This is a genomic window from Streptomyces sp. NBC_00354 (assembly GCF_036106915.1).
Classification (GTDB): domain Bacteria; phylum Actinomycetota; class Actinomycetes; order Streptomycetales; family Streptomycetaceae; genus Streptomyces.
On the sequence record NZ_CP107983.1, the window covers coordinates 1,151,445 to 1,170,813 of the forward strand.

At 70.9% G+C, this 19,369-nt stretch carries 17 protein-coding genes; 2 read left to right on the plus strand and 15 right to left on the minus strand.

Annotated elements, in window-relative coordinates:
* Window positions 1-99 precede the first annotated feature (99 nt).
* Together OHT74_RS05475 and OHT74_RS05480 are read left to right on the plus strand one after the other, a co-directional pair.
* Entirely contained in the window at window positions 100-1,296 is a 1,197-nt protein-coding gene (locus OHT74_RS05475; protein WP_328619540.1) for an AI-2E family transporter, read from the plus strand.
* Window positions 1,297-1,417: 121 nt separating this feature from the next.
* Window positions 1,418-2,251: an RNA polymerase sigma factor SigF gene (locus OHT74_RS05480; protein ID WP_266661200.1), complete on the plus strand. Its 834-nt coding sequence runs from the start codon at window positions 1,418-1,420 to the stop codon at window positions 2,249-2,251.
* On the opposite strand, the gene OHT74_RS05485 is transcribed toward OHT74_RS05480, so the two are convergent.
* The 15 genes from OHT74_RS05485 to OHT74_RS05555 form a co-directional block, all read right to left on the minus strand.
* On the minus strand, window positions 2,190-2,699 hold the full coding sequence (locus OHT74_RS05485) for an ATP-binding protein (RefSeq protein ID WP_266661202.1): 510 nt from the start codon (window positions 2,697-2,699) through the stop codon (window positions 2,190-2,192). The two genes, OHT74_RS05480 and OHT74_RS05485, sit on opposite strands and share 62 nt — an antisense overlap.
* Before the next feature lie 75 nt (window positions 2,700-2,774).
* Window positions 2,775-4,148, minus strand: a complete 1,374-nt coding sequence (locus OHT74_RS05490; RefSeq protein ID WP_328619541.1) for an FAD-binding oxidoreductase — start codon at window positions 4,146-4,148, stop codon at window positions 2,775-2,777.
* On the minus strand, window positions 4,145-4,468 hold the full coding sequence (locus OHT74_RS05495; protein ID WP_266661206.1) for a hypothetical protein: 324 nt from the start codon (window positions 4,466-4,468) through the stop codon (window positions 4,145-4,147). The genes OHT74_RS05490 and OHT74_RS05495 overlap by 4 nt, the downstream gene beginning before the upstream one ends.
* Window positions 4,465-4,875 (minus strand): cupin domain-containing protein, encoded by a 411-nt coding sequence (locus OHT74_RS05500; protein ID WP_266661208.1) that lies wholly within the window; start codon window positions 4,873-4,875, stop codon window positions 4,465-4,467. Before OHT74_RS05500 ends, OHT74_RS05495 begins: the two co-directional genes overlap by 4 nt.
* A 170-nt stretch (window positions 4,876-5,045) precedes the next feature.
* Window positions 5,046-5,813 (minus strand): response regulator transcription factor, encoded by a 768-nt coding sequence (locus OHT74_RS05505; RefSeq protein ID WP_328619542.1) that lies wholly within the window; start codon window positions 5,811-5,813, stop codon window positions 5,046-5,048.
* Window positions 5,814-5,964: 151 nt separating this feature from the next.
* The gene (gene tsrT, locus OHT74_RS05510) at window positions 5,965-7,686 is read right to left on the minus strand and encodes a tryptophan 2-C-methyltransferase (protein WP_266661212.1); all 1,722 of its coding nucleotides are present in this window, start codon (window positions 7,684-7,686) and stop codon (window positions 5,965-5,967) included.
* Between the two features lie 40 nt (window positions 7,687-7,726).
* Window positions 7,727-8,938: an acyl-CoA dehydrogenase family protein gene (locus OHT74_RS05515; protein WP_328619543.1), complete on the minus strand. Its 1,212-nt coding sequence runs from the start codon at window positions 8,936-8,938 to the stop codon at window positions 7,727-7,729.
* A gap of 21 nt (window positions 8,939-8,959) precedes the next feature.
* Window positions 8,960-10,174, minus strand: coding sequence for an acyl-CoA dehydrogenase family protein (locus OHT74_RS05520; protein ID WP_328619544.1), 1,215 nt, complete (start codon window positions 10,172-10,174; stop codon window positions 8,960-8,962).
* Between the two features lie 31 nt (window positions 10,175-10,205).
* Complete coding sequence (locus tag OHT74_RS05525; RefSeq protein WP_266661218.1) at window positions 10,206-11,504, minus strand: ATP-grasp domain-containing protein; 1,299 nt, start codon at window positions 11,502-11,504, stop codon at window positions 10,206-10,208.
* Window positions 11,501-12,787: a lysine N(6)-hydroxylase/L-ornithine N(5)-oxygenase family protein gene (locus OHT74_RS05530; protein ID WP_328619545.1), complete on the minus strand. Its 1,287-nt coding sequence runs from the start codon at window positions 12,785-12,787 to the stop codon at window positions 11,501-11,503. The genes OHT74_RS05525 and OHT74_RS05530 overlap by 4 nt, the downstream gene beginning before the upstream one ends.
* Window positions 12,784-14,061 carry an ATP-grasp domain-containing protein gene (locus OHT74_RS05535; protein ID WP_328619546.1) on the minus strand — a complete coding sequence of 426 codons (1,278 nt, stop codon included), beginning with the start codon at window positions 14,059-14,061 and terminating at the stop codon, window positions 12,784-12,786. The genes OHT74_RS05530 and OHT74_RS05535 overlap by 4 nt, the downstream gene beginning before the upstream one ends.
* Entirely contained in the window at window positions 14,058-15,368 is a 1,311-nt protein-coding gene (locus OHT74_RS05540; protein ID WP_328619547.1) for an MFS transporter, read from the minus strand. Before OHT74_RS05540 ends, OHT74_RS05535 begins: the two co-directional genes overlap by 4 nt.
* Window positions 15,365-16,450 (minus strand): NAD(P)/FAD-dependent oxidoreductase, encoded by a 1,086-nt coding sequence (locus OHT74_RS05545; protein WP_328619548.1) that lies wholly within the window; start codon window positions 16,448-16,450, stop codon window positions 15,365-15,367. Before OHT74_RS05545 ends, OHT74_RS05540 begins: the two co-directional genes overlap by 4 nt.
* A complete protein-coding gene (locus OHT74_RS05550; RefSeq protein WP_328619549.1) occupies window positions 16,447-17,982 on the minus strand; it encodes a class I tRNA ligase family protein in 1,536 nt (511 codons plus the stop codon). The genes OHT74_RS05545 and OHT74_RS05550 overlap by 4 nt, the downstream gene beginning before the upstream one ends.
* Window positions 17,982-19,262: a lysine N(6)-hydroxylase/L-ornithine N(5)-oxygenase family protein gene (locus OHT74_RS05555; RefSeq protein ID WP_328619550.1), complete on the minus strand. Its 1,281-nt coding sequence runs from the start codon at window positions 19,260-19,262 to the stop codon at window positions 17,982-17,984. The genes OHT74_RS05550 and OHT74_RS05555 overlap by 1 nt, the downstream gene beginning before the upstream one ends.
* Window positions 19,263-19,369: the final 107 nt, after the last annotated feature.

Sequence of the window (19,369 nt, forward strand, 5' to 3'; positions counted from 1 at the left end):
TTCCTTCGGGCGAATCTGACTCCGGGTGTGTGGGGTACCGGATCCAGCGTGGCAGTTCACAGGGAAATGCACCCATCGGGCCACCGGCAGAGGCGGTAGATGACCAGGCGATCCGCAGGGCGGCCGGAGTCCCGCCCGGCCGGGGCGCGTACGGAGGGGCAGCGTACGGAGGGCCCGCGCGGCCGGGTGGCCGTCCGCCGCGCCCGCGCCCGCGGCCGCCGCCCGGGCGGGAGGCCCGCCATCAGGCCGTACGCGTCCTCCGTGTCGCCGCTGCTGCGGACGGCCGCGGCCTACTCCTGGCGGCTGCTCGTGGTGGGCGCGGTCGTGTACACGGTGTTCATCGTGCTGGGGCGGTTCCACGAGGTCGGCGTGGCCGTCTTCCTCGGCCTGGTCGCCACCGCGCTGCTGCGCCCGGTGGCCGATCTGCTGGCCCGGTGGATTCCCCGCTCCCTCGCCGTGGCCTGCGCACTCGTCGGCAGCATCGTGCTCGGGCTGGGCGCGCTCGCGTTCGTCGGCGAGACGGTGGCGGCGGAGTGGAACTCGCTGGTGGCGGAGTTCCGGGCGGGGCTGGACCGGCTGGAGCCCCTGCTGGAGCGGCCGCCCCTGCGGCTGAGCCCGCATGCGCTGGGCGATCTGCGGGACCGGATCGGCGACTACCTCTCCAGCCATCGCGCGACCCTGCTCAGCACGGCCGTGACCGGCGCCGGGCGGCTGGTGGCGGCCCTGACCGTGGTGGCCCTGTCACTGTTCTGCTCGGTCTTCTTCATCTACTCGGGTGACAGGCAGTGGCGCTGGCTGTGCTCCCAGTTCCCGCAGGGCGCGCAGCAGCGCATCTCGGTCGCCGGCCGGGCCGCGTGGCGCACGTTCACCGGATACACCCACGGCATCGTGCTCGTCGCCGCGACCAACGCGATCCTGGTGGGGATCGCGCTCTACGCCTTGGGCGTGCCGCTGGCGGTGCCGCTCGCGCTGCTGGAGTTCTTCGCCGCGTTCGTCCCGCTGATCGGCTCGCCGGTCGCCCTCGCCGTGGCCGTGGTGGTCGCGCTGGCCGCCAAGGGGCCGCTGGTCGCGGCCCTGGTGGTCTGCCTGATCGTGATCATCGGGCAGATCGAGGGGCATGTGCTGCACCCGATGCTGATGAGCTGGGCGGTGCGGCTGCACCCGGTCGTCGTGGCTTTGTCGGTGGTCGCGGGGGCCATCGCCGCGGGCGTGCTGGGCGCGGTGGTGGCGGTGCCTCTGGTCTCGGTCGTCTGGTCGGTGCGCCAGGCCCTGCGCTCCCCGGAGGCAGGGCTCTGAGCTGCGGTTTCCAGAATGCGCGGCTTCATTTCACCCGGACGGGGGTATATCTGGAAGGACAGCTCACGAGACGGCCGTGCCGCAGCACCCTGCGGCGCGACCACCCGTCGGAGGAGCCGACATGGCGTACGCAGACATCACCGAAAGCATTCCGCAGGACACGCTGAGTGTGGGCACCGGTGAAGCCCGGACGCTGTCGGGGGCGCTGTTCCACCGGCTGCGTGCCCTCGACGAGGGCAGCGCCGAGTATTCCTATGTGCGCAACACCCTCGTCGAGCTCAACCTGAGCCTGGTGAAATTCGCCGCCCGCCGGTTCCGCGGCCGGAGCGAGCCGATGGAGGACATCGTCCAGGTCGGCACGATCGGCCTGATCAAGGCCATCAACCGGTTCGACCCGGAGCGCGGGGTGGAGTTCACCACCTTCGCGATGCCGACCATCGTCGGCGAGATCAAGCGGTTCTTCCGCGACACGAGCTGGGCCGTCAAAGTGCCCAGGCGGCTCCAGGAGCTGCGGATCGACGCCGCCAAGGCGCACGACGCACTGGAGCAGGACCTCGGCCGCGAGCCCACGGACGCCGAGCTGGCCGGCCGGCTGCACGTCACGCCCGAGGAGCTCGTGGAGGGGCAGAAGGCGGCGCACGCGTACTCCGCGCGCTCGCTGGACGCGCCGGTGCAGGAGGACGGCGACCGCAACGCGTACGCCGACCGGCCCTCGCTCGGGGAGGAGGAGGTGGCGTACGACACGATCGAGTGTCTGGAGTCGCTCAAGCCGATGCTGGCCGAACTGCCCGCGCGGGAGCGCACCCTGCTGTCGCTGCGCTTCGGCCACGGGCTGACGCAGTCCGAGATCGGCGAGCGGCTGGGGCTGTCGCAGATGCACGTCTCGCGGCTGCTCAACCGGACGCTGACCGCTCTGCGGTCGGGCCTCCTCGAGGACGGGCCACCGGGGGCGTGAGCGGCACCTGGACTTCCGCCCACACCGTCTTGCCGACCTGCCCGTCGGCGTAGGGCTCCCAGCCCCAGCTCCGGGCGAGCCGCTCCAGGACGAGCAGACCGTGCCCGCCCGGCCGGGCGGGATCGGCCGGCCGCAGGCGACGGGGGTGCTCGGGGCTCCCGTCGCCGACCTCTATCCGCAGCCGCGCGGCGCTGCGGCGCAGCACCAGCGCGCGGGGGCCGCCGCCGTGGATGCAGGCGTTGCTCACCAGCTCGGAGACCAGCAGGAGGACGTCCTCGGCGGCCTCCTGCCGGTCCGGGTCGTACGGGTGCTGCGCGCCGGGCCCGTCGGCGGGCTCGTCGGTGATCAAGCGCCACTCGGCGAGCGCGTGGCGCGTGAAGTCGCGCGACCGGGTGACGGCTCCGTGCGTCCCGCCACCGAGAAGCAGCGTGCGGGTCTCCTCGCTCATGGAAGCCGCCTACCCAGGCCGGTACAGAAGATGCGCAGGATGCGCACGGCTACCGACGGGACCGGCACGGTCCCGTCACGATCCGATGCCCTGTCCGAAGGTGAAGAAGCCGTCCGGGTCCACGCGCTTCTTGATCTCCACGAGCCGCGGATAGTTGGCGCCGTAGTAGGCGGTGCGCCAGTCCGGCAGGTCCGGGTCGATGAAGTTCTGGTACGCGCCCTCGCCCGCGTACGGCGCGACCTCTTCCTGCAGACCGGCGAGCCAGCGCAGGTTCGCCGCCACGGTGTCCGGACCGTCCTGCTCGGTCCAGGACGTGTCCATGCTGACGAGGAACTGTGCGTCGCGGTGGACGAATGCGGTGTCGGCCGGGGCCACCCGGTTGATCGCGCCGCCCCAGGTGTACAGGGCCAGGCCACAGCCGTCCGGGTTGCCACTGCCCGGCCGACCGGCGAGCCGGGACATGACGGCGGCCACGGCCTCGGGGGGCAGCGGCTCGGCGGCGAAGTTCGTCCGTACGGCGAACGCCCCGGCGGAGGTCTCGTGCAGCAGGTAGTCCTTGGCTTCCCAGAACGTGCGGTCGGCGATGTCCTCGCGTACGGGCCGGGTCGACGCGAGGACCGGGGCGAGCAGCTCCCGCAGTTCGCTCGCTGGGCCGAGGTGGAGTCCGACGGCCGACACCACGGGGTGGCTGCCGCCGGCGGCGGCGACGCCCAGGCGGACCGAGAACTCGTCCGGTGCGTGCCGGGCGGCCTCCTGCACCGCCGCGAAGGCCGCGGGGGCGTCGGCCCCGTCCCACAGCAGCAGGCAGGTGGAGACGTCGGGCACCGCGGTGGCCTGGAAGGTGAAGGACAGATTGATGCCGAAGTTCCCGCCTCCGCCGCCGCGGCAGGCCCAGTACAGGTCCGGGTTCTCCTGGGCGTCGCAGGTCAGCACCTCGCCTTCGGCGGTCATGAGGGTGGTCCGGACGAGGGCGTCCGCGGTGAGTCCGAGCTTGCGCGAGGTGGAGGAGGAGCCGCCGCCGAGCGTGAGGCCGGCGATGCCGACCGAGGCGCCGTTGCCCAGCGCGAACGCCATCCCATGGGGCTGGACCGCCGCGTAGACGTCGGCCATGCGGGCCCCGCCGGCGGCCGTGACGAGCCCGGTGGAGCCGTCGGCGACGACGGTGTCCAGTGCGCTGAGGTCGAGGACGAGGCCGGTGTTGACGGAGTGGCCCGCGTAGCTGTGGCCGCCGCTGCGGGCGACCAGGCCGACGCCCGTGTCGCGGGCCCACTCGATGGCGTGCCGTACGTCGCCGTGGCTCGCAGCGGACACGACGCCGTTCGGCGTGGTCGAGGCGTAGCGGGTGTTGAACGGGGTGCTGGACTCGCGGAAACCGGCATCGCCGGGCCGCAGTACGCGGCCCGCCACCATCTTCTCCAGACGCTGCCAGTCCGCCTCGGATGCGCTCACTGCACCTCCTCGATGTAGGAGATCCCCGTCGCGGCGTGCGGGCCGTAGCGTTCCCAGACCTCACGGAGCCGCAGGCGGCCGTCCTCGGCCACCTCGGGTGTGTTGACCGTGCGCCCGCAGACCACCTCGCCGGTCGCGAACACGAGGGTGTAGCCCATGGACAGGGTGCCGTCCGGCGTGCAGGTGCCGACGGTCCACCCGCGCCGCACCTCGCCGCCGACGACCTCTCCCCAGACCAGGTCACCCTGCTGGTGGTAGACGGCGACGGTGCGGACGTCGCCCTGCGGTTTGCGGAACCTGCGGCCGTCGTAGTCGATCACGTGGCCGTGTCCGGTTCGGTGTTCTGCGCAGGCTGCCCGGCGAGGAACTCGGCCGACATGCTCCGGCCCCACCAGATCGCGTAGTAGGAGAAGTCCGTGTCGTGCTCGTTGACGATGTGGTGCTCGGCTCCGCCCCTCATGAGCGCGATGTCCCCCGCTGCGAGCTCCCGCCGGCGGCCGTTGCAGACCACCTCGGCGCGGCCGGACATGGCGATGAACATCTCGCGTTCGTGGTGGGCGTGCGCCTCCGACACGTCGCCGGGGCGCAGAACGCACCATGCCCCGCGGAACGGCGCCTCCAGCCCCGGCCAGGGGTACAGCAGCTTGAGGTCCAGGCCGTGTTCCCGGAGCAGGTGGTCCGGCTCCGCTGTGCGGATCTCCACGTCGGGCTGTTCTTGGTCGGTCAACGTTCCGCTCCGTTCGACGTCTTTGCATTGCGGCGTTGCGGCGTTGCGGCATTCCGGCGGCGGGCGACGTCGATCAGGCTAGAAGAAGGCGGCTCCCTTTCGACAGGGGAATTGTTCCCTTGCCGAAAGGGAATCTGCCGCACGCTGCCGCATGCGGTGATATCGATGGATCAGCCGTGCCCCAGACCGGCGTCGCGGGCCAGCACGATGGCTTGGGACCGATCGGCCACGCCGAGTTTTCCGAATATCGTGGAGACGCGGTTGCTGATGGTCTTCGATGCGAGCACGAGCTCACGGGCAATGGCGGCATTCGACTTGCCCGCGGCGATACGTTCCAGAACGTCCCGCTCCCGGTTGGTCAACTGCGGGAAGGGGTAGTAATACTGCCCGGTCGACGCCGGGCACATCAGGGCTCCGAGCCGGTTGGCGATCGATTTGTCGACGATTCCCTCACCGGCCGCAACGGCTTGAATACCGCGCAGGATCTGGTCCGCGTCGGCCCGCTTGAACAGATAGCCGCGCGCACCGGCCTGGAGCGCGGCGGTGATGACCCGGTCGTCGTCAACCGAGCTGAAGACGAGGATGCCCGTTTCGGGCCATAATCTCAGCACTTCGGATATCACCCGCATACCGGCCCGTTCGTCCATGAGCGGGTCGACCACGAGGACGCGTGGCCGGCAGCGGGAGGTCTCCGCGATCACCTCGTCCGCCGTGGCGGCCTCGCCGACCACGGATATCCCTCCGGACCGTTCCAGGACGGAACGGACTCCGTGGCGAATCGCAGGCTGCGCGTCGGCGAGCACGACGGTGACGGTGGCGAGAGGTCTGGCGACGACCGCGAGATCACCGTCGGGCCGTCGGCCCGTGAACTCCCTTTGCGCCTCACCCTGTGACGAGAGCGGCCAGAGCAGCCCCTTGATGTTTGCCGTCTGATGCATTTCTACCTTCCCCCCGAATCGATCTTTTACGGCGGCCCAGGCCGACCGGCCGTTACCAGAATGGTGCACTGGCCAGTCTTACCGCAACGGTCAGGGGGATATCCGCGCGGCGCGATCACCGTGTCGGTAGCGACATTCACATCCGGCCATGTCAGTTTTCTGCGGACTCTGCCATTCCTACCTCTTGCGCCTGACGAAGAATTGCCTCTCGGTCTCGCCAATGCGCCCAGAATGCTCCGGTGTATCCGAGTCCGCTGAGACTCGTCAGGAACGGATTGTCCGCGTAGTTGTTGTCGTGCTCGCTCGAGCCGGCCAGCGTCGGCAGCATGACCCGGTGGTGGTCGGAGGGGTCGACGAGCTCCCAGAGCAGTTCCACGGACCGGCTCCACCGTCCGGAGGGGTCCTTGACCGTTTCGGCGTCCTCGAGAAGATCCGGCGAGAAGTAACAGACGAGCCGGAAGTTGCCGGACTCGTCGAACATGAACTGCCGCTCGTACTCGACCGGGCCCGAGCACCGGGCCAGCGGCTTCAGCACGATCGGCTCGGTGGCCGTATTCGACTGCAGTCCGGGCACCGTCCGCACCCCGTCGCACTGCTCGGCCATCGCGATGCCGAGCGGTGTGTGGGGGAAGAGCCGCAGCCCCAGCGAGAACCCGGTCACGGTGGCGTCCAGTGCCATGAACGCCTCGACGCATTCGCGCATGGTCTGCGGTGTCTCGCCCGGCATTCCGAACAGCGCCTCGACCATGGTCATCATGCCGTTGGCGTGGCAGAGCCGGACCAGTTTCTCGGTGTCGGCGAAGGAGTAGTACGTGGTGCCCTTCTCGGTGACCTTCCAGCCGCGCAGCATGTCCGCCCGTACGTGGTCGGAGCCGACGTTCACCCCGCGGCAGCCCGCGGCCGCGAGCAGCTCGGCGAACTCCTCGTCGAACGGCGAAGGCTGGCAGTAGACCCACAGCCGCAGCTCGTTCAGCGGATTGCCGGGGTCGGCGTGTCTGCGCCGGACGATCTCGCGCAGCAGCTGCTTCGCGTGGGTTATGGACAGGTTGAACTCGCTGTCGGTGGTGTGCTGGTCGAGGATTCCCTGCGCGGCGAGGGACTGCATCTCGTCGACCACGGCGGCGACGTCGCGCCGGCCGAACCTGATGCCCTTCGCGTCCGGTTCGACGCAGTGCGAGCAGCGGTAGGTGCAGCCGTTCTTGGTGAGGATGCCGGCCAGCCCGCCGCGCTGGTAGTAGAGCAGGTTGTCCACCTTGTGCGGCGAGCCGGAGCGGCGCAGGTACGTACCGGCCTGGTCCACCTGCCACACGCGGTCCTCGAACTGCCCGGCGGGCCGCGGTGCCACGGCGCGACGGGGCGTCAGGGAGAGCGCCGGCGGCGGTATCCGGACGACCCCCTCCCCCGTGTTGCACAGCAGACCGGACACCGTGTCCGTGTCGCGTCCGGTGACCAGCGCGTCGGCGAGATCGCAGATGATCTGCTCGCCGGGGCCCTTGACGCCGAAGTCGATGCCGAAGTAGTCGACCAGCGCGAAGGGCATGGAGGAGAAGCCGATGCCGCCGCCGACGATCGGCGCGTCCGTCAGGCGCTTGATCTCGGTGATGATCTCCTTGTGCTCCCCGATGAAGGGGCGCTGCTCGAAGGCGTAGACGGTGTCGGTGTTGCGGATGGTGACACCGACCAGGACGGGACTGCGCGCTCCGAAGTATTCGGAGAGGCAGGACTTCCAGTCCTCCCGGTGGAACGTGAGGTCCACCACCTCGACCTCGAAGTCGGCGGCCTCCAACGAGGTCGTGAGCACATCGAGCGCATAGGGCGCGATCGGTGGGTGCACCTTGTTGGGATTGACCAAAAGCACCAGGCCTCGGCCCATCGGACTTTCTCCCCCCTGGCCTGCACGCAGGCGAATTGCGTTATCTGACGATGCCGAGGCAGATCCCGAACTCGGGTTTCCCGCCCAGCAGATGGGCTCCGGCCGACTGGAGAATGCGGTCCTGGGCGGTGGCGTGCTGGCACATGGTGGTGGTGTCGCGCATCCAGCGGTCCATCGGCGACGACTGGTGGATCGACCAGGTCTGGAGCAGGTCGAAGAGCCGGCTGACGATCGACCGCGAGGTGCGGAAGGCGTGCACCCAGGCGAGCGGCGACGCGGCGCGCTCCTCGGGAGTGAGGTCGTCCAGGGTGCCCCCGGCGGCCAGCACCTCCCACTGCCGGCGCTGGCTCCCGTACACCGCGCCCCGGGTGGCGAGGAAGTCCGCCTCGCACTCGGCGAGCGTGACCTGGGCCCGGAAGTGGTCCTTCCACGCCACCCCGGTCATCCGGTCGACCCGGGTCCGGGCGATCTCCCGCGCGTGGTCCAGCGCGGCCCGGGCCACCCCGAGCGCCACGCCGCACATGCTGCGCGTGAACGCGTCCGGCTGGGCGAGCGGGCCTGGCCGGCCGCGTACCTTGCCGAAGCTGTACGTGTGCTCCTCGGGGACGAAGACATCGGCCATCATGTAGTCGCAACTGCCGGTGCCGCGCATGCCCATGGTGTGCCAGTTGTCGATGACCTCCACCTGGGCCCGGGGCACCAGGAACTGCCGCGACTCGTGCGGATTGCTGCCGTCCGGGCTCGCGTACGGCTTGCCGTCCTCGTAGACGAACGCACCCGAGGTCACCCAGTCGCAATGGGTGATCCCGCTGCCGAACGACCAGCGGCCGGAGAGCCGGAAACCGCCGGGGACCCGCTCGGCGCGACCCGTCGGCTGCAGCAGCCCGGCCATGATCGTGTCCGGGGTCGGGAAGATCTCCTTGGCCACCGTCTCGTCGAGGAAGGCGCTGAAGATGCCGCTGCTCGCGCCCATCACCGCGCACCAGGCCGCGGAAGCGTCCCCGTGCGCGAGCGTCTCGACGACCTGCGTCTGCTCCACCGTGGTCAGCGCGAGGCCGCCCAGCTCACGGCCGAAGGCCATCCGGAACACCCCGGCGTCGCGCAGCATGTCCACCACGTCCGCCGGCAGCCGCCGCGCCTCTTCGATCTCCGCCGACCGCTCCCGCAGCAGCGGCGCCAGCTCCTTCGCACGGGCGAGGAGCTCCGCCGCGGTGGCGGGGACCTCGGCCCCCGGGGTCCGGGTCATGGTCATGTGATCGCCTTTCACTTGGCCCTACTTGACGATGCCGAGGCTCATCCGGAACTTGGGCGGCCGGCCCAGCAGGTAGGCGCCGCCGGACTCGAGGATCAGGTCCGAGGCGGCGACGTGCTGGCACATGGTCGCGGTGTCGCGCATCCAGCGGTCCATCGGCGAGGACCTGTTGATCGACCAGGCCTGGAGCAGGTCGTAGAGCCGGTTCACGATCGCCCGCGAGGTGCGGAAGGCGTGCACCCAGGCGAGCGAGGACGCGGCCCGCTCGGTGGCGGTGAGATCGTCCAGCGTGCCGCCGCCCGCCAGTACGTCCCAGTGCCGCTGCGAGCTGCTGTAGACGCCGCTGCGGGCGGCGTTGAACTCCGCCTCGCACTCGGCGAGGGTGACCTGCACGCGGAACGTGTCCGCCCACGGGGTGTCGGTCATCTTGTCCACCCGGGTCAGCGCGGTCTCCCGGGCGTGGTCCAGGGCGGCCCTGGCCACCCCGAGCGGCACCGCGCACAGGCTGCGCATGAAGGAGTCCGGCTGGGCGATCGGGGTGTCCGTGCGGCCCCGTACCTTGTAGAAGGTGTAGGTGTGCTCCTCGGGCACGAACACGTCGGTGATCGTGTAGTCGCTGCTCCCGCTGCCGCACAGGCCGGTGGTGTCCCAGTTCCCGACGACCCCCACCTCGTGGGCCGGCACCAGGAACTGGCGCGACGCGTGCGCGTTGCTTCCGTCCGGGCTCGCCCACGGCTTGCCGTCCTGGTAGATGAACGCACCCGAGGTCACCCAGTCGGCGTGGGTGATCCCGCTGCCGAACGACCACCGGCCGGTCAGCCGGAAGCCGCCGGGAACGCGCTCTGCATGCCCGGCCGGCGCGATCAGCCCGGCGGTGATCATGTCCAGGCTGGGGAACACTTCCTTGACCACGGCGGGGTCCAGGAAGTTGCTGATCGCCCCGGTCATCGCGCCGATCGCCGCGCACCAGCCGGCCGAGGCATCCCCGTGGGCCAGCGTCTCCACGACCTCGGCCTGCTGCATCGATGTCAGCTCGGGGCCGCCCCACTCGGGCCCGAAGCACATCCGGAACACCCCGGTGTCGCGCAGCATGTCCACGACGTCCGCCGGGAGTTGCCGGGCCTGTTCGATCTCCGCCGACCGCTCCCGCAGCCGCGGAGCCAGTGCCTTGGCCCGCTCCAGGATCTCGGCCGCGGTGGTGGGTGCTTCGGTGCCCGGGTTCCGGGTCGTACTCATGCGTTCCCCCTCAAGTGGTGGTACGTGCCGGTCATTCGTCCACGTCGAGCAGGCCGGCCGGCATCTCGAACGGCGCGTCCGGATCCGGGGGGCCGATCGGTTCGGCGTCCAGTGCGACGAGCGCGGCGGCCGCTTCCAGCCGTTCCAGGCAGGTCTGCGTGTCGTCGGCCTCGCACACCACGAAGGAGTGGCGTGCCAGGTAGCCGCCCGGGGGCAGCCGCAGGGTGGTGCCGGGCTCGGCCATCGGCGCGGCGGCGACCAGGCCCGGGGCCTCGGCCGGTACGGCGACCGATCGCAGCAGGCAGTCCCGTTCCGGGTAGCCGAACCGGATGCCGGCGACGGCCCTCCGGGTGGGCCGGGTGTCCGGCCGCTGCCCCGTGGCCACGTCGAACAGCACCTCGCCGGGCTCGATGCCGGTGGCGGTCCTGCCGAGGAAGGGGATCAGGTCCCCGCCCAGCCGGCCGTTGATCTCGATGATCAGCGGCCCGCGGCCGGTCAGCCGGACCTCGCTGTGGGTGATGCCGTCCTCGATGCCGAGCACCTGGTGCGCCCGGGCCAGGGTGCGCATCAGCTCGTGGTCCGCCATCAGCGGGTCGGCCGCGTCGACGAGGTGCCCGACCTCCTCGAAGTACGGCTGGTCGCTGCTGTGTTTGCGGGCCACGAACATCGGCAGGTACTCGCCCTTGTGCACGGCGCCGTCGACGCTGATCTCCGGCCCGGGCGCGTACCCCTCGACGATGGCGCTCGCCCGGTACGGGCCCGGGTCGACCTCGCTCGCGGACAGGGCGATGCGGAACGCGGCTTCCAGCTCGGTCTCGTCGGCCGCGAACACGACGCCGATGCTGGCGCCCATCGCGCGCGGCTTGATCACGACGGGATAGCCGATCCGCCCGGCGGCCACCCTGGCCTGCTCCACGGTGGTGGTCAGCTCGAACCCCGGCTGGTACAGGCCCGCCGCGGTGAGCTCGGCCCGGGTGAGCTGCTTGTCCCGGCAGCCGCGTACGCCGGGCACGGACAGCCCCGGCACACCGAACTCGGCGGCGAGGAGCCCGGCGTCCAGGACCAGCGGCTCGTCCCAGCACATCAGGCCGACGATGCGGCGGCGTGCGGCGACCTCGCGTGCCGCCGCGCCCATCGCCTCGGAGTCGAAGACGTTGGCGACGATGATCTCGTCGAAGTACTCGTGCTGCCAGGTGGGGTTGAGGTTGTTGAGCAACACCATGTCCAGGCCGGCCGCGCGGGCACGGCGCCGGATCGGCGCGACGAGGTACTCGCGGTACACCTTCAGCCCGCTGCCGACGACCAGCAGGGCTCCCCTGTCGGTGGTCATCGGCCGCTCCCGGCTGCGGTGGCGGCGGCGCGGCGGGCGAGCAGGTCGGTGAGGATGTCGTGCGAGCGGTGTGCGAGGACGCTGATGAGGGAGTCGGCGATGCCGTGGGTCTCCTCGTTGACGCCCTGGAGGTAGACGGCGCCCCAAGCCGACTCGCCGAGCTCGACCCGGTGGGCGCGGCTGACCGCGACCTCGTCGATGCCGACGCGGGCCGCCAGTTCCCGTACGAGGGCGGGCTTGCGGGGGTCGTAGCCGGTTCCGAGGAGGACGAGGTCGCAGCGCAGGGGCTCGGTCTTGCCGCTCATCCGGTCCCGCAGGTCGAGTACGACGTCCCCGTCCTCGAGCCGGGCGCCCACGACCTCGGTCATCGCGCGGACCTCGGAGCGCTGCGGGCCGAGGGCCTTCTGCCGGTAGAGCATCGTGTACAGCTCGTCGAGGAACGGCGGTGCCAGACCTGCGTAGTTCGTCAGCCGCATCTCGTCCAGGACCTGCGCCCGGACCTCCGCAGGGCTGTCGTAGAACTCGTCCACGAACGAGGGGAAGAACCGCTCGTTCACGAATTTGCTCGTCTGGTAGTTCTGCAGCCCGACCGAGCGTACGACCATGGTCACGCGGCTCTGCGGAAGGTTCTCGTGCAGCGCGTAGAACATCTCCGCGGCGCTCTGGGCCCCGCCGACCACCACGGCGCGCAGCGGTTCGTCCTTGGGGAGCAGCCCGATCCGGGTCCGGTACTGGGCGCTGTGGATCAGCCGGTCGGCCGGCAGGCCGGCGAAGACGTCCGGCACCCGCGGGTCGCGGCCTCCGCCGACGACGAGGTCCCGGCAGCGGATCACATCCCCGTCCGTCAGCAGCACGCTCCACCCGGAGACAGAGCCGTCCGCTTCCACGACGGGGTCGACCTGCACGGCGCGGGCCCCGTACTGGATCCGGACCCGCTGCAGCGAGGTGGCGACCCATTGGAGGTAGTCGGAGAACTCCCACCGGAACGGGTGGAAGGTTCCCAGGTTGACGAACTCGTCCAACCGCCCCTGTTCGTGCAGGAAGTTGAGGAACGTGAACCTGCTGGACGGGTTGCGCAGCGTCACCAGGTCCTTCAGGAAGGACACCTGGCTGCGCGCCCACGGCATCAGCAGGTCGCGCTGCCATTTGACGTCCGGGCTCTGCTCCAGCAGCAGGGTTCCGTCGGCCAGTTCGGCCGAGCCCGATTCTTCGATGGCCACCGCGAGCGCCAGATTCGCCGGACCGGCGCCGATCGCCAGGACACCGACCTCCCGTACCGTCATGCTTCCCCCTCGATGTCGATCCGGACTGCGGCCACGGCGGCCTCGGCCCGCCGCAGTGCCTCGGCGGAGCTGTCCGCGGTGGCCATGACGATCCCGGCGCGGTCCCAGGAGTGGCGCAGCCCCGTGAACCGGTCGCCCGGCTCGGCGGTGACCGCGACCAGGAACACCCCGTCGACCTGCCGGGCGTCCTCGATGCCGTGCACGGCCGTGACCCGGCCCGCCCCGGTGGCCAGGAACCGTACGGCCGCTCCGCCCTTGGCCCGCCGGGGCAGTTCGGCCGGCGGCTCCTCTCCCTTCATCACCGCGTAGTAGCTGCGCATGAGCTGTACGGGGTAGGCGAGTTGGATGGTGTCGACGATGCCGCCGCCGGCGAGCCGGCCCGCGCATTCCACGAGGTACGGGACACCGTCCGAGACGATCCATTCGCAGTGCACGATCCCGTCGCGGAAGCCGACGGCTCCGACGACGCGCTCCGTCTGCGCGCCGAGTACCTCAGCGAGTTCCTCGGGGATGTCCGCCGGGACGGTGTGCGCCATCTCCACCGGGTGCGGCCCGGGGAAGAGCTGCTTGCCGGTGACGTTGACGAACAGCGGGCGCCCGTCGCGTACGAGCATCTCGACGCTGAACTCGGGGCCGTCGACGTACTGTTCGGCGAGCATGGACACTTCCATGGGCCGGTCGGGCACGAAGACGCCCTCGTCCTGGACCAGGCAGTCCGCCCAGGCCTGCTCGACCTCGGCCGGGTCGTGGATCACCCGGGTGCCCACGGCGGCCTGGCGGTTGGCGGGCTTGAGCACGACGGGGCCGCCCTGGCTGCGCAGGAAGTCCCGTACGCCGGCGGCCCCGTCGACGCGGACACTGGCCGGGTTGGCGATCCCGGCCGCGGCGCTGACCTGCCGCAGCAGGGCCTTGTCGCGGAGGATCCGGGCGGCTCCGAGGCCGGCGCCGGGCAGGCCGTAGCGCTCCGCGAGGCGCGCGGCGAACGGGGTCGCGTACTCGATCGCCGGGACGACCGCGACGGGAGCGAGGTCGGGGTGGGCGTTGTGGAACTCGTCGGCCTTGCCCGCGAGGTGGTACTCCCACTCGATCAGGCCGCGGACGAACGCCACGCCGTCGAGCTGCTCGTGCACGTGCCGCTTGCGGACGACGTCGGGCTCCTCGATGTAGATCACCGAGTCGTCCGGCTGGAACTCCCCGATGGCGGCGAGCGTGACGCCGACGAACCCGACGATCAGGACCGGCCCGGCGGCCGGGCCGGGCTGCTGCTCGTTCATGACGTGCCTCCGACGACTTCGGGCTTTCCTTCGGTGCCGGCCGCCTCGTCCTTCGCAGGGGAGGGCTCGGGCGGCTGTTTCACACCGGCCAGGGCGAGCAGTCCGGCCAGGGCGGTCACGACGCCGCACAGCAGCCAGAATCCGCCGCCGAGCCTGGTCCAGAGGAAGACGCCGAACAGTGGCGCGAGCGCCGAGGCCGCTCCGCCCACGGCCTGCATGGTGCCGATGTAGCGGGCCTTGACCGCCGCGGGGAACGTCGCCGGGTGGGCGAACATGCTCGGCGCGGCGATCATGATCCCGCAGACCACCAGCACCGCACCGGTGATGGTGAACGCACCGGACCGGGAGGTCAGCCCGTAGACGGCGAGGCCGACGGCCTCCACCAGGTGGCCGGTGATCACCCGTACGTGCTTCGGCAGCCTGCTGAGGTAAGCCGTGATCTTGAGCTCGCAGGTGATCAGTACGACGGAGGACACCGTGAGCACGGTGCTGTAGAAGCTGGTCGGGTAGTCGTCCGCGGCGAGCTCCAGCGGCAGGGCGATGTGGCCCTGCGCGTAGGTGAGCGAGCCGAGCAGGATGGCGCCCAGGTAGAGCAGGTACTTCCGGTCGCGGACCATCGTGGCGTACGCCGAACGGCCGTCGGTGGCCTGTCCGGACCCCGCGGCTCCGGGTTCGGCCGCGTCCGCGGTCCCGGCTTCCGGCTCCGCCTCCACGGCCTTCCTCGGGAGCAGGGCGAACGCCAGCAGGGCGTAGACCAGAGCGGTCGCGCCGTCGATCCAGAACAGCAGGTCCCAGTCGACCAGAATGACCACCGCGGCGATCAGCGGGGCCAAGGCGGCGCCGATGTTCAGCGCGATCCGCATCATCGAGAACGCCATGACCTGGTACCGCTCCGGCATCAGGTCGCTCAGCATCACGGCGGCCGCTGGCCGGTACGCCTGGGTGAACAGGCCCGCGAGCCCGACCACGACCAGCAGCGCCCACAGCGTCCCCGGCCCGCTCAGCCAGGAGATCGACGCCACCAGCGGAGCCGATGCCCCCATCGCCGCCATGATGGTGGCCCGCGGGCCGAACCGGTGGGTGATCTCGGCGCCCAGCATCGTGCCGAAGATCGAACCGATGCTGTACGCGACGAGCGAGAGCCCCGCCACGCCGACCGATGCGCCGCGGAAGGTCAGGTACAGCACGAGGAACGTCTGGACGAACGCACCGAGTTGGTTGACCAGTACGCCGCCGAGGAGATATCGGACCGGTGTCGGAGTCGCCTTCAGCGCGTCGAACACCCGGACCGGAGCATCCTCCGTCATGCCGCCCCTTCCCTCAAGACATCGACGATGCGGTCCGCGACGAGCGGGGCCGCACTGAATCCGGATCCGCCGCACGCCGCCCGCGACCAGACGGCGGGACCCACGCGGGCGAGCAGCGCGCCGCCGGTGTCCACGTCGGCCGCGTAGTGGCAGGGCTTCACGGCGGCCACGGTGTAGCGGTGCAGGCCCGTCAGCGGCGCCGCCGCGGCGAGCCGCTCGGCCCAGGGCTCCTGGTCCTCGGCGGCGCAGTCCGCGATGGTGTCCACCGTGCGGCAGACCGCGTCGGAGCTGATCTTCAGGAGCGTGCCGTCCCCGGGCGGCACCGCCCAGGCCCGGCCGTCCGCGCCGAGCCCGCCGGCCGCGGGTGCGTGTTCCCACCACCGCGCCGCGTCGGCCGGCGGATGCAGGTAGACCATGGTCTGGCGATGCAGGACGACCGGCGGCCCGACCAGGTCGCGTGTCCACGGGCCGGCGGCGACCAGGACCAGATCGGCGCCCAGCCGCTCGCCGCCGGCGAGCCGGACCTTCCCGGAGTCCGTGTCGATCCCGGTCACCGCGGTGTACGGACGCAAGGTCACCGCCGGATGCGCGTCGAGCCGGCGGGCGGCGGCGTGCAGGACCCGCTCCGCGAGCAGCACCCCGCCGTCCACCTCCAGGAGCCCTGCCGAGTCCGGCGGGAACTCCAGGTGCGGCAGCGTCTCCGGTTCCACCGTCCGTACGGGGACCCCCGCCTCGGCGGCCGATGCGGCCAGCGCGTCGAGGCGTTCCCGGGGCCGGGCGGTGACCACTCCGACCCTGCGGTGGAAGCGGGTTCCGAGCAGCGTCTCGAGGTCCTGCCAGCGGCGGTGGGCGGCGGTCATCCGCCGGGTGGCGTCCGGGTCGTCCGGGCTGAAGGTGCGGATGACCCGGTGCTGGTCGAAGGAGCTGGCGTGCGGGTTGGGGATCGGGCCCCGGTCCAGCACGGTCACGCGGTGGCCGGCGAGCGCACACTCCACGGCGGTCAGCAGCCCGGTGACGCCGGCTCCGACGACCACGACCACGGCCCCGGCCGCGGGCTGCCGGACGGAAGGCGCCGCCTTCACCGCCCCGGCTCCGCCAGGCGCGGCAGCCGTACGGGGGTGAACTCCGTGGCGTTCGGCCCGGCGGGGATCGCGCCGTCGGGGAGGGCCGCCCCGGCCAGGTCGATCAGCAGCGGCGCCGCGCAGCGCAGGAACACGTCGACCTCGTGGCAGAAGTCGCCGGCGTCGGCCGGCCCCACCTCCCACCGGTCCAGCCGTGCCAGCTGCTCGGACAGGGTGAACGCAGCCGCGGTCAGGTTGAAGCGGCGGACGTCGTAGGCGGCGGCGAAGCGTTCCAGGAGGCGCGCCGCCGCCTCCCGGGACCGCCCGGACACCGGTAACGGACCCCGGCCGGCCCAGCTGCCGGCTTTCTCCGCGACCCGGTTCCACGGCTGGACGAGCCGTTCGCCGGTCACCCGGTCCAGTGCCTCGCGCGTGAAGTTGGTGCGCTGGAAGTCGGGGCTGGTCGCGGCGAGGTAGAAGCGGATGACGTCCCTGGGCACCTCGGCGGCCAGCTCCCGGCCCGATACGACATGGCCGCGGCTGGTCGAGAACTTGTCGTGGTCCAGCTCGTAGAACTCGTTGGTGACGAAGTGCTCGGGCAGGGTGTAGCCGCCCAGCGCCTCCAGCATGGCCGCCCCGACGACCGCGAAGGCGAAGCCGGCGTCCGACCCGAAGAAGTACACGACCTTGTTGCCGGTCTCGGAGAACCACAACTCGTCGTCGGCCGCGAGCACTTCGCCGCGCTCCTCGGCGGCGAGCGCGGTGCAGTGCATGCTCCACGCGATGGTCTCGGCATCCGCGTAGATCACCTGGTCCGCGACCTCCGGGAAGGGTGCGGGGATGCCCCACGCGATGGGCAGGGTTACGGGATAGTCCGGGAGCGGCCCGGCGAGGATCTCCTCGATCATCTGCGCCAGCCGCGGGCGCATCGTCGCGGCCTGCCGGGTGAAGTAGGTGACGAGCGCCTCGCGGTGGTCTTCGAGCGGCAGCACCAGGACCTGCTGCTCGCGCAGTTCGACCGGGTCCTCGGGGTGCAGGGTGGAGCGCGGGTCGATCAGGTCGCCGGATGCGATCCAGTGCCCGCAGTTCTCGCAGAGACCGGCGCACCCGTCGGCGAGGCACACCGGGCAGCCGCCGCGGACGTAGGCGTCGGTGAGGTACTCGCCGGTGCGGGGTGCGTACGGGAACGTGACGCCTTGCAGCCGGAGTGCCCCGCTGCTGTGCAGGCGCTCGAAGAAGGTCCGGACGGTTTTGACGTACCGGTCGCCGAACCGGACGAACCCGTCCGGCCGGATGCCCATGGCCGCGAGGGTCTGCTCCACCTGCCCGGCCGACCGGACGCGCAGCTCTTCGGGCGGTACGCCCAGTCTGCGGGCGGTGGTCACGATGTAGTTCTGCGTGAAGTGCACGCCCGAGCCGAACAGCACGTCGTGGCCCGCGGCGCGGGCGTACCTCGCGCAGACGTCGGCGGCGAGGAACGGGCCGGCCAGGTGGCCCAGGTGCAGATCGCCGTTCGCGGTCGGGCCGGGGGCGATCACCAGTGTCCGCTGCATCAGTCGCTCCTGGATTCGGCGCCGGCGCGGCGGGAGAGCAGGTCGGTGAGGATGTCCTGGGAGCGGTGTGCGAGGACGCTGATGAGGGAGTCGGCGATGCCGTGGGTCTCCTCGTTGACGCCCTGGAGGTAGACGGCGCCCCAGGCCGACTCACCGAGTTCCACCCGGTGGGCGCGGCTGACCGCGACCTCGTCGATCCCGACGCGGGCCGCCAGTTCCCGTACGAGGGCGGGCTTGCGGGGGTCGTAGCCGGTGCCGAGGAGGACGAGGTCGCAGTGCAAGGGCTCCGTCTTCCCGCTCATCCGGTCCCGCAGGTCCAGGACCACTTCGCCGTCCTCGAGCCGGGCCCCGACGACCTCGGTCATCGCCCGTACTTCGGAGCGCTGCGGGCCGAGCGTCTTCTGCCGGTAGAGCATCGTGTACAGCTCGTCGAGGAACGGCGGTGCCAGACCGGCGTAATTCGTGAAGCGCATTTCGTCGAGCAGCTGCGCCCTGACTTCCGCCGGACTTTCGTAGAAATCGTCCACGAAGGAAGGGAAGAACAACTCGTTCACGAATTTGCTGGTCTGGTAGGTCTGCAGGCCGATCGACCGCACCAGCATCGTCACTTGACTCTGCGGCAGATTTTCGTGCAGCGCGTAGAACATCTCCGCCGCACTCTGCGCCCCGCCGATGACCACCGCCCGGACCGCCTCGTCCCGTGGAATCCTCGCGATCCGCGTCCGGTACTGCGCACTGTGGATCAGCCGGTCGTCCGGAAGACCGGAAAACACTTCCGGTACGCGCGGGTCGCGGCCGCCGCCGACGACGAGGTCCCGGCAGCGGATCTCGTCCCCGTCCGTCAGCAGCACGCTCCACCCGGAAACGGCCCCGTCCGGCCCGCACACCGGATCCACCTGCGCCGCCCGTGCCCCGTAACGGATCTCGACCCGCTCCAGCGACTTCGCGACCCACTGCAGATAGTCCGAGAACTCCCACCGGAACGGGTGGAACGTCCCCAGGTTCACGAACTCGTCCAACCGCCCCTGCTCGTGCAGGAAATTGAGGAACGTGAACCTGCTCGACGGATTCCGCAACGTCACCAGGTCCTTCAGGAACGACACCTGACTGCGCGCCCACGGCATCAGCAGATCACGCTGCCATGTGACGTCCGGGCTCTGCTCCAACAGCAGCGTTCCGTCCGCCAATTCGGCCGAACCCGACTCCTCGATGGCCACCGCCAGCGCCAGATTCGCCGGACCCGCGCCGATCGCCAGAACACCGACCTCCCGAACAGTCACACTTCCCCCTCGATCACAGTGATCCCAGTCGCGGACAGGCAGTAGCGAGGCTAGATTTCTGCCGTTCCCGAGAGATAGGGGAACTTGTCCCGTCGACTGGGGAATCT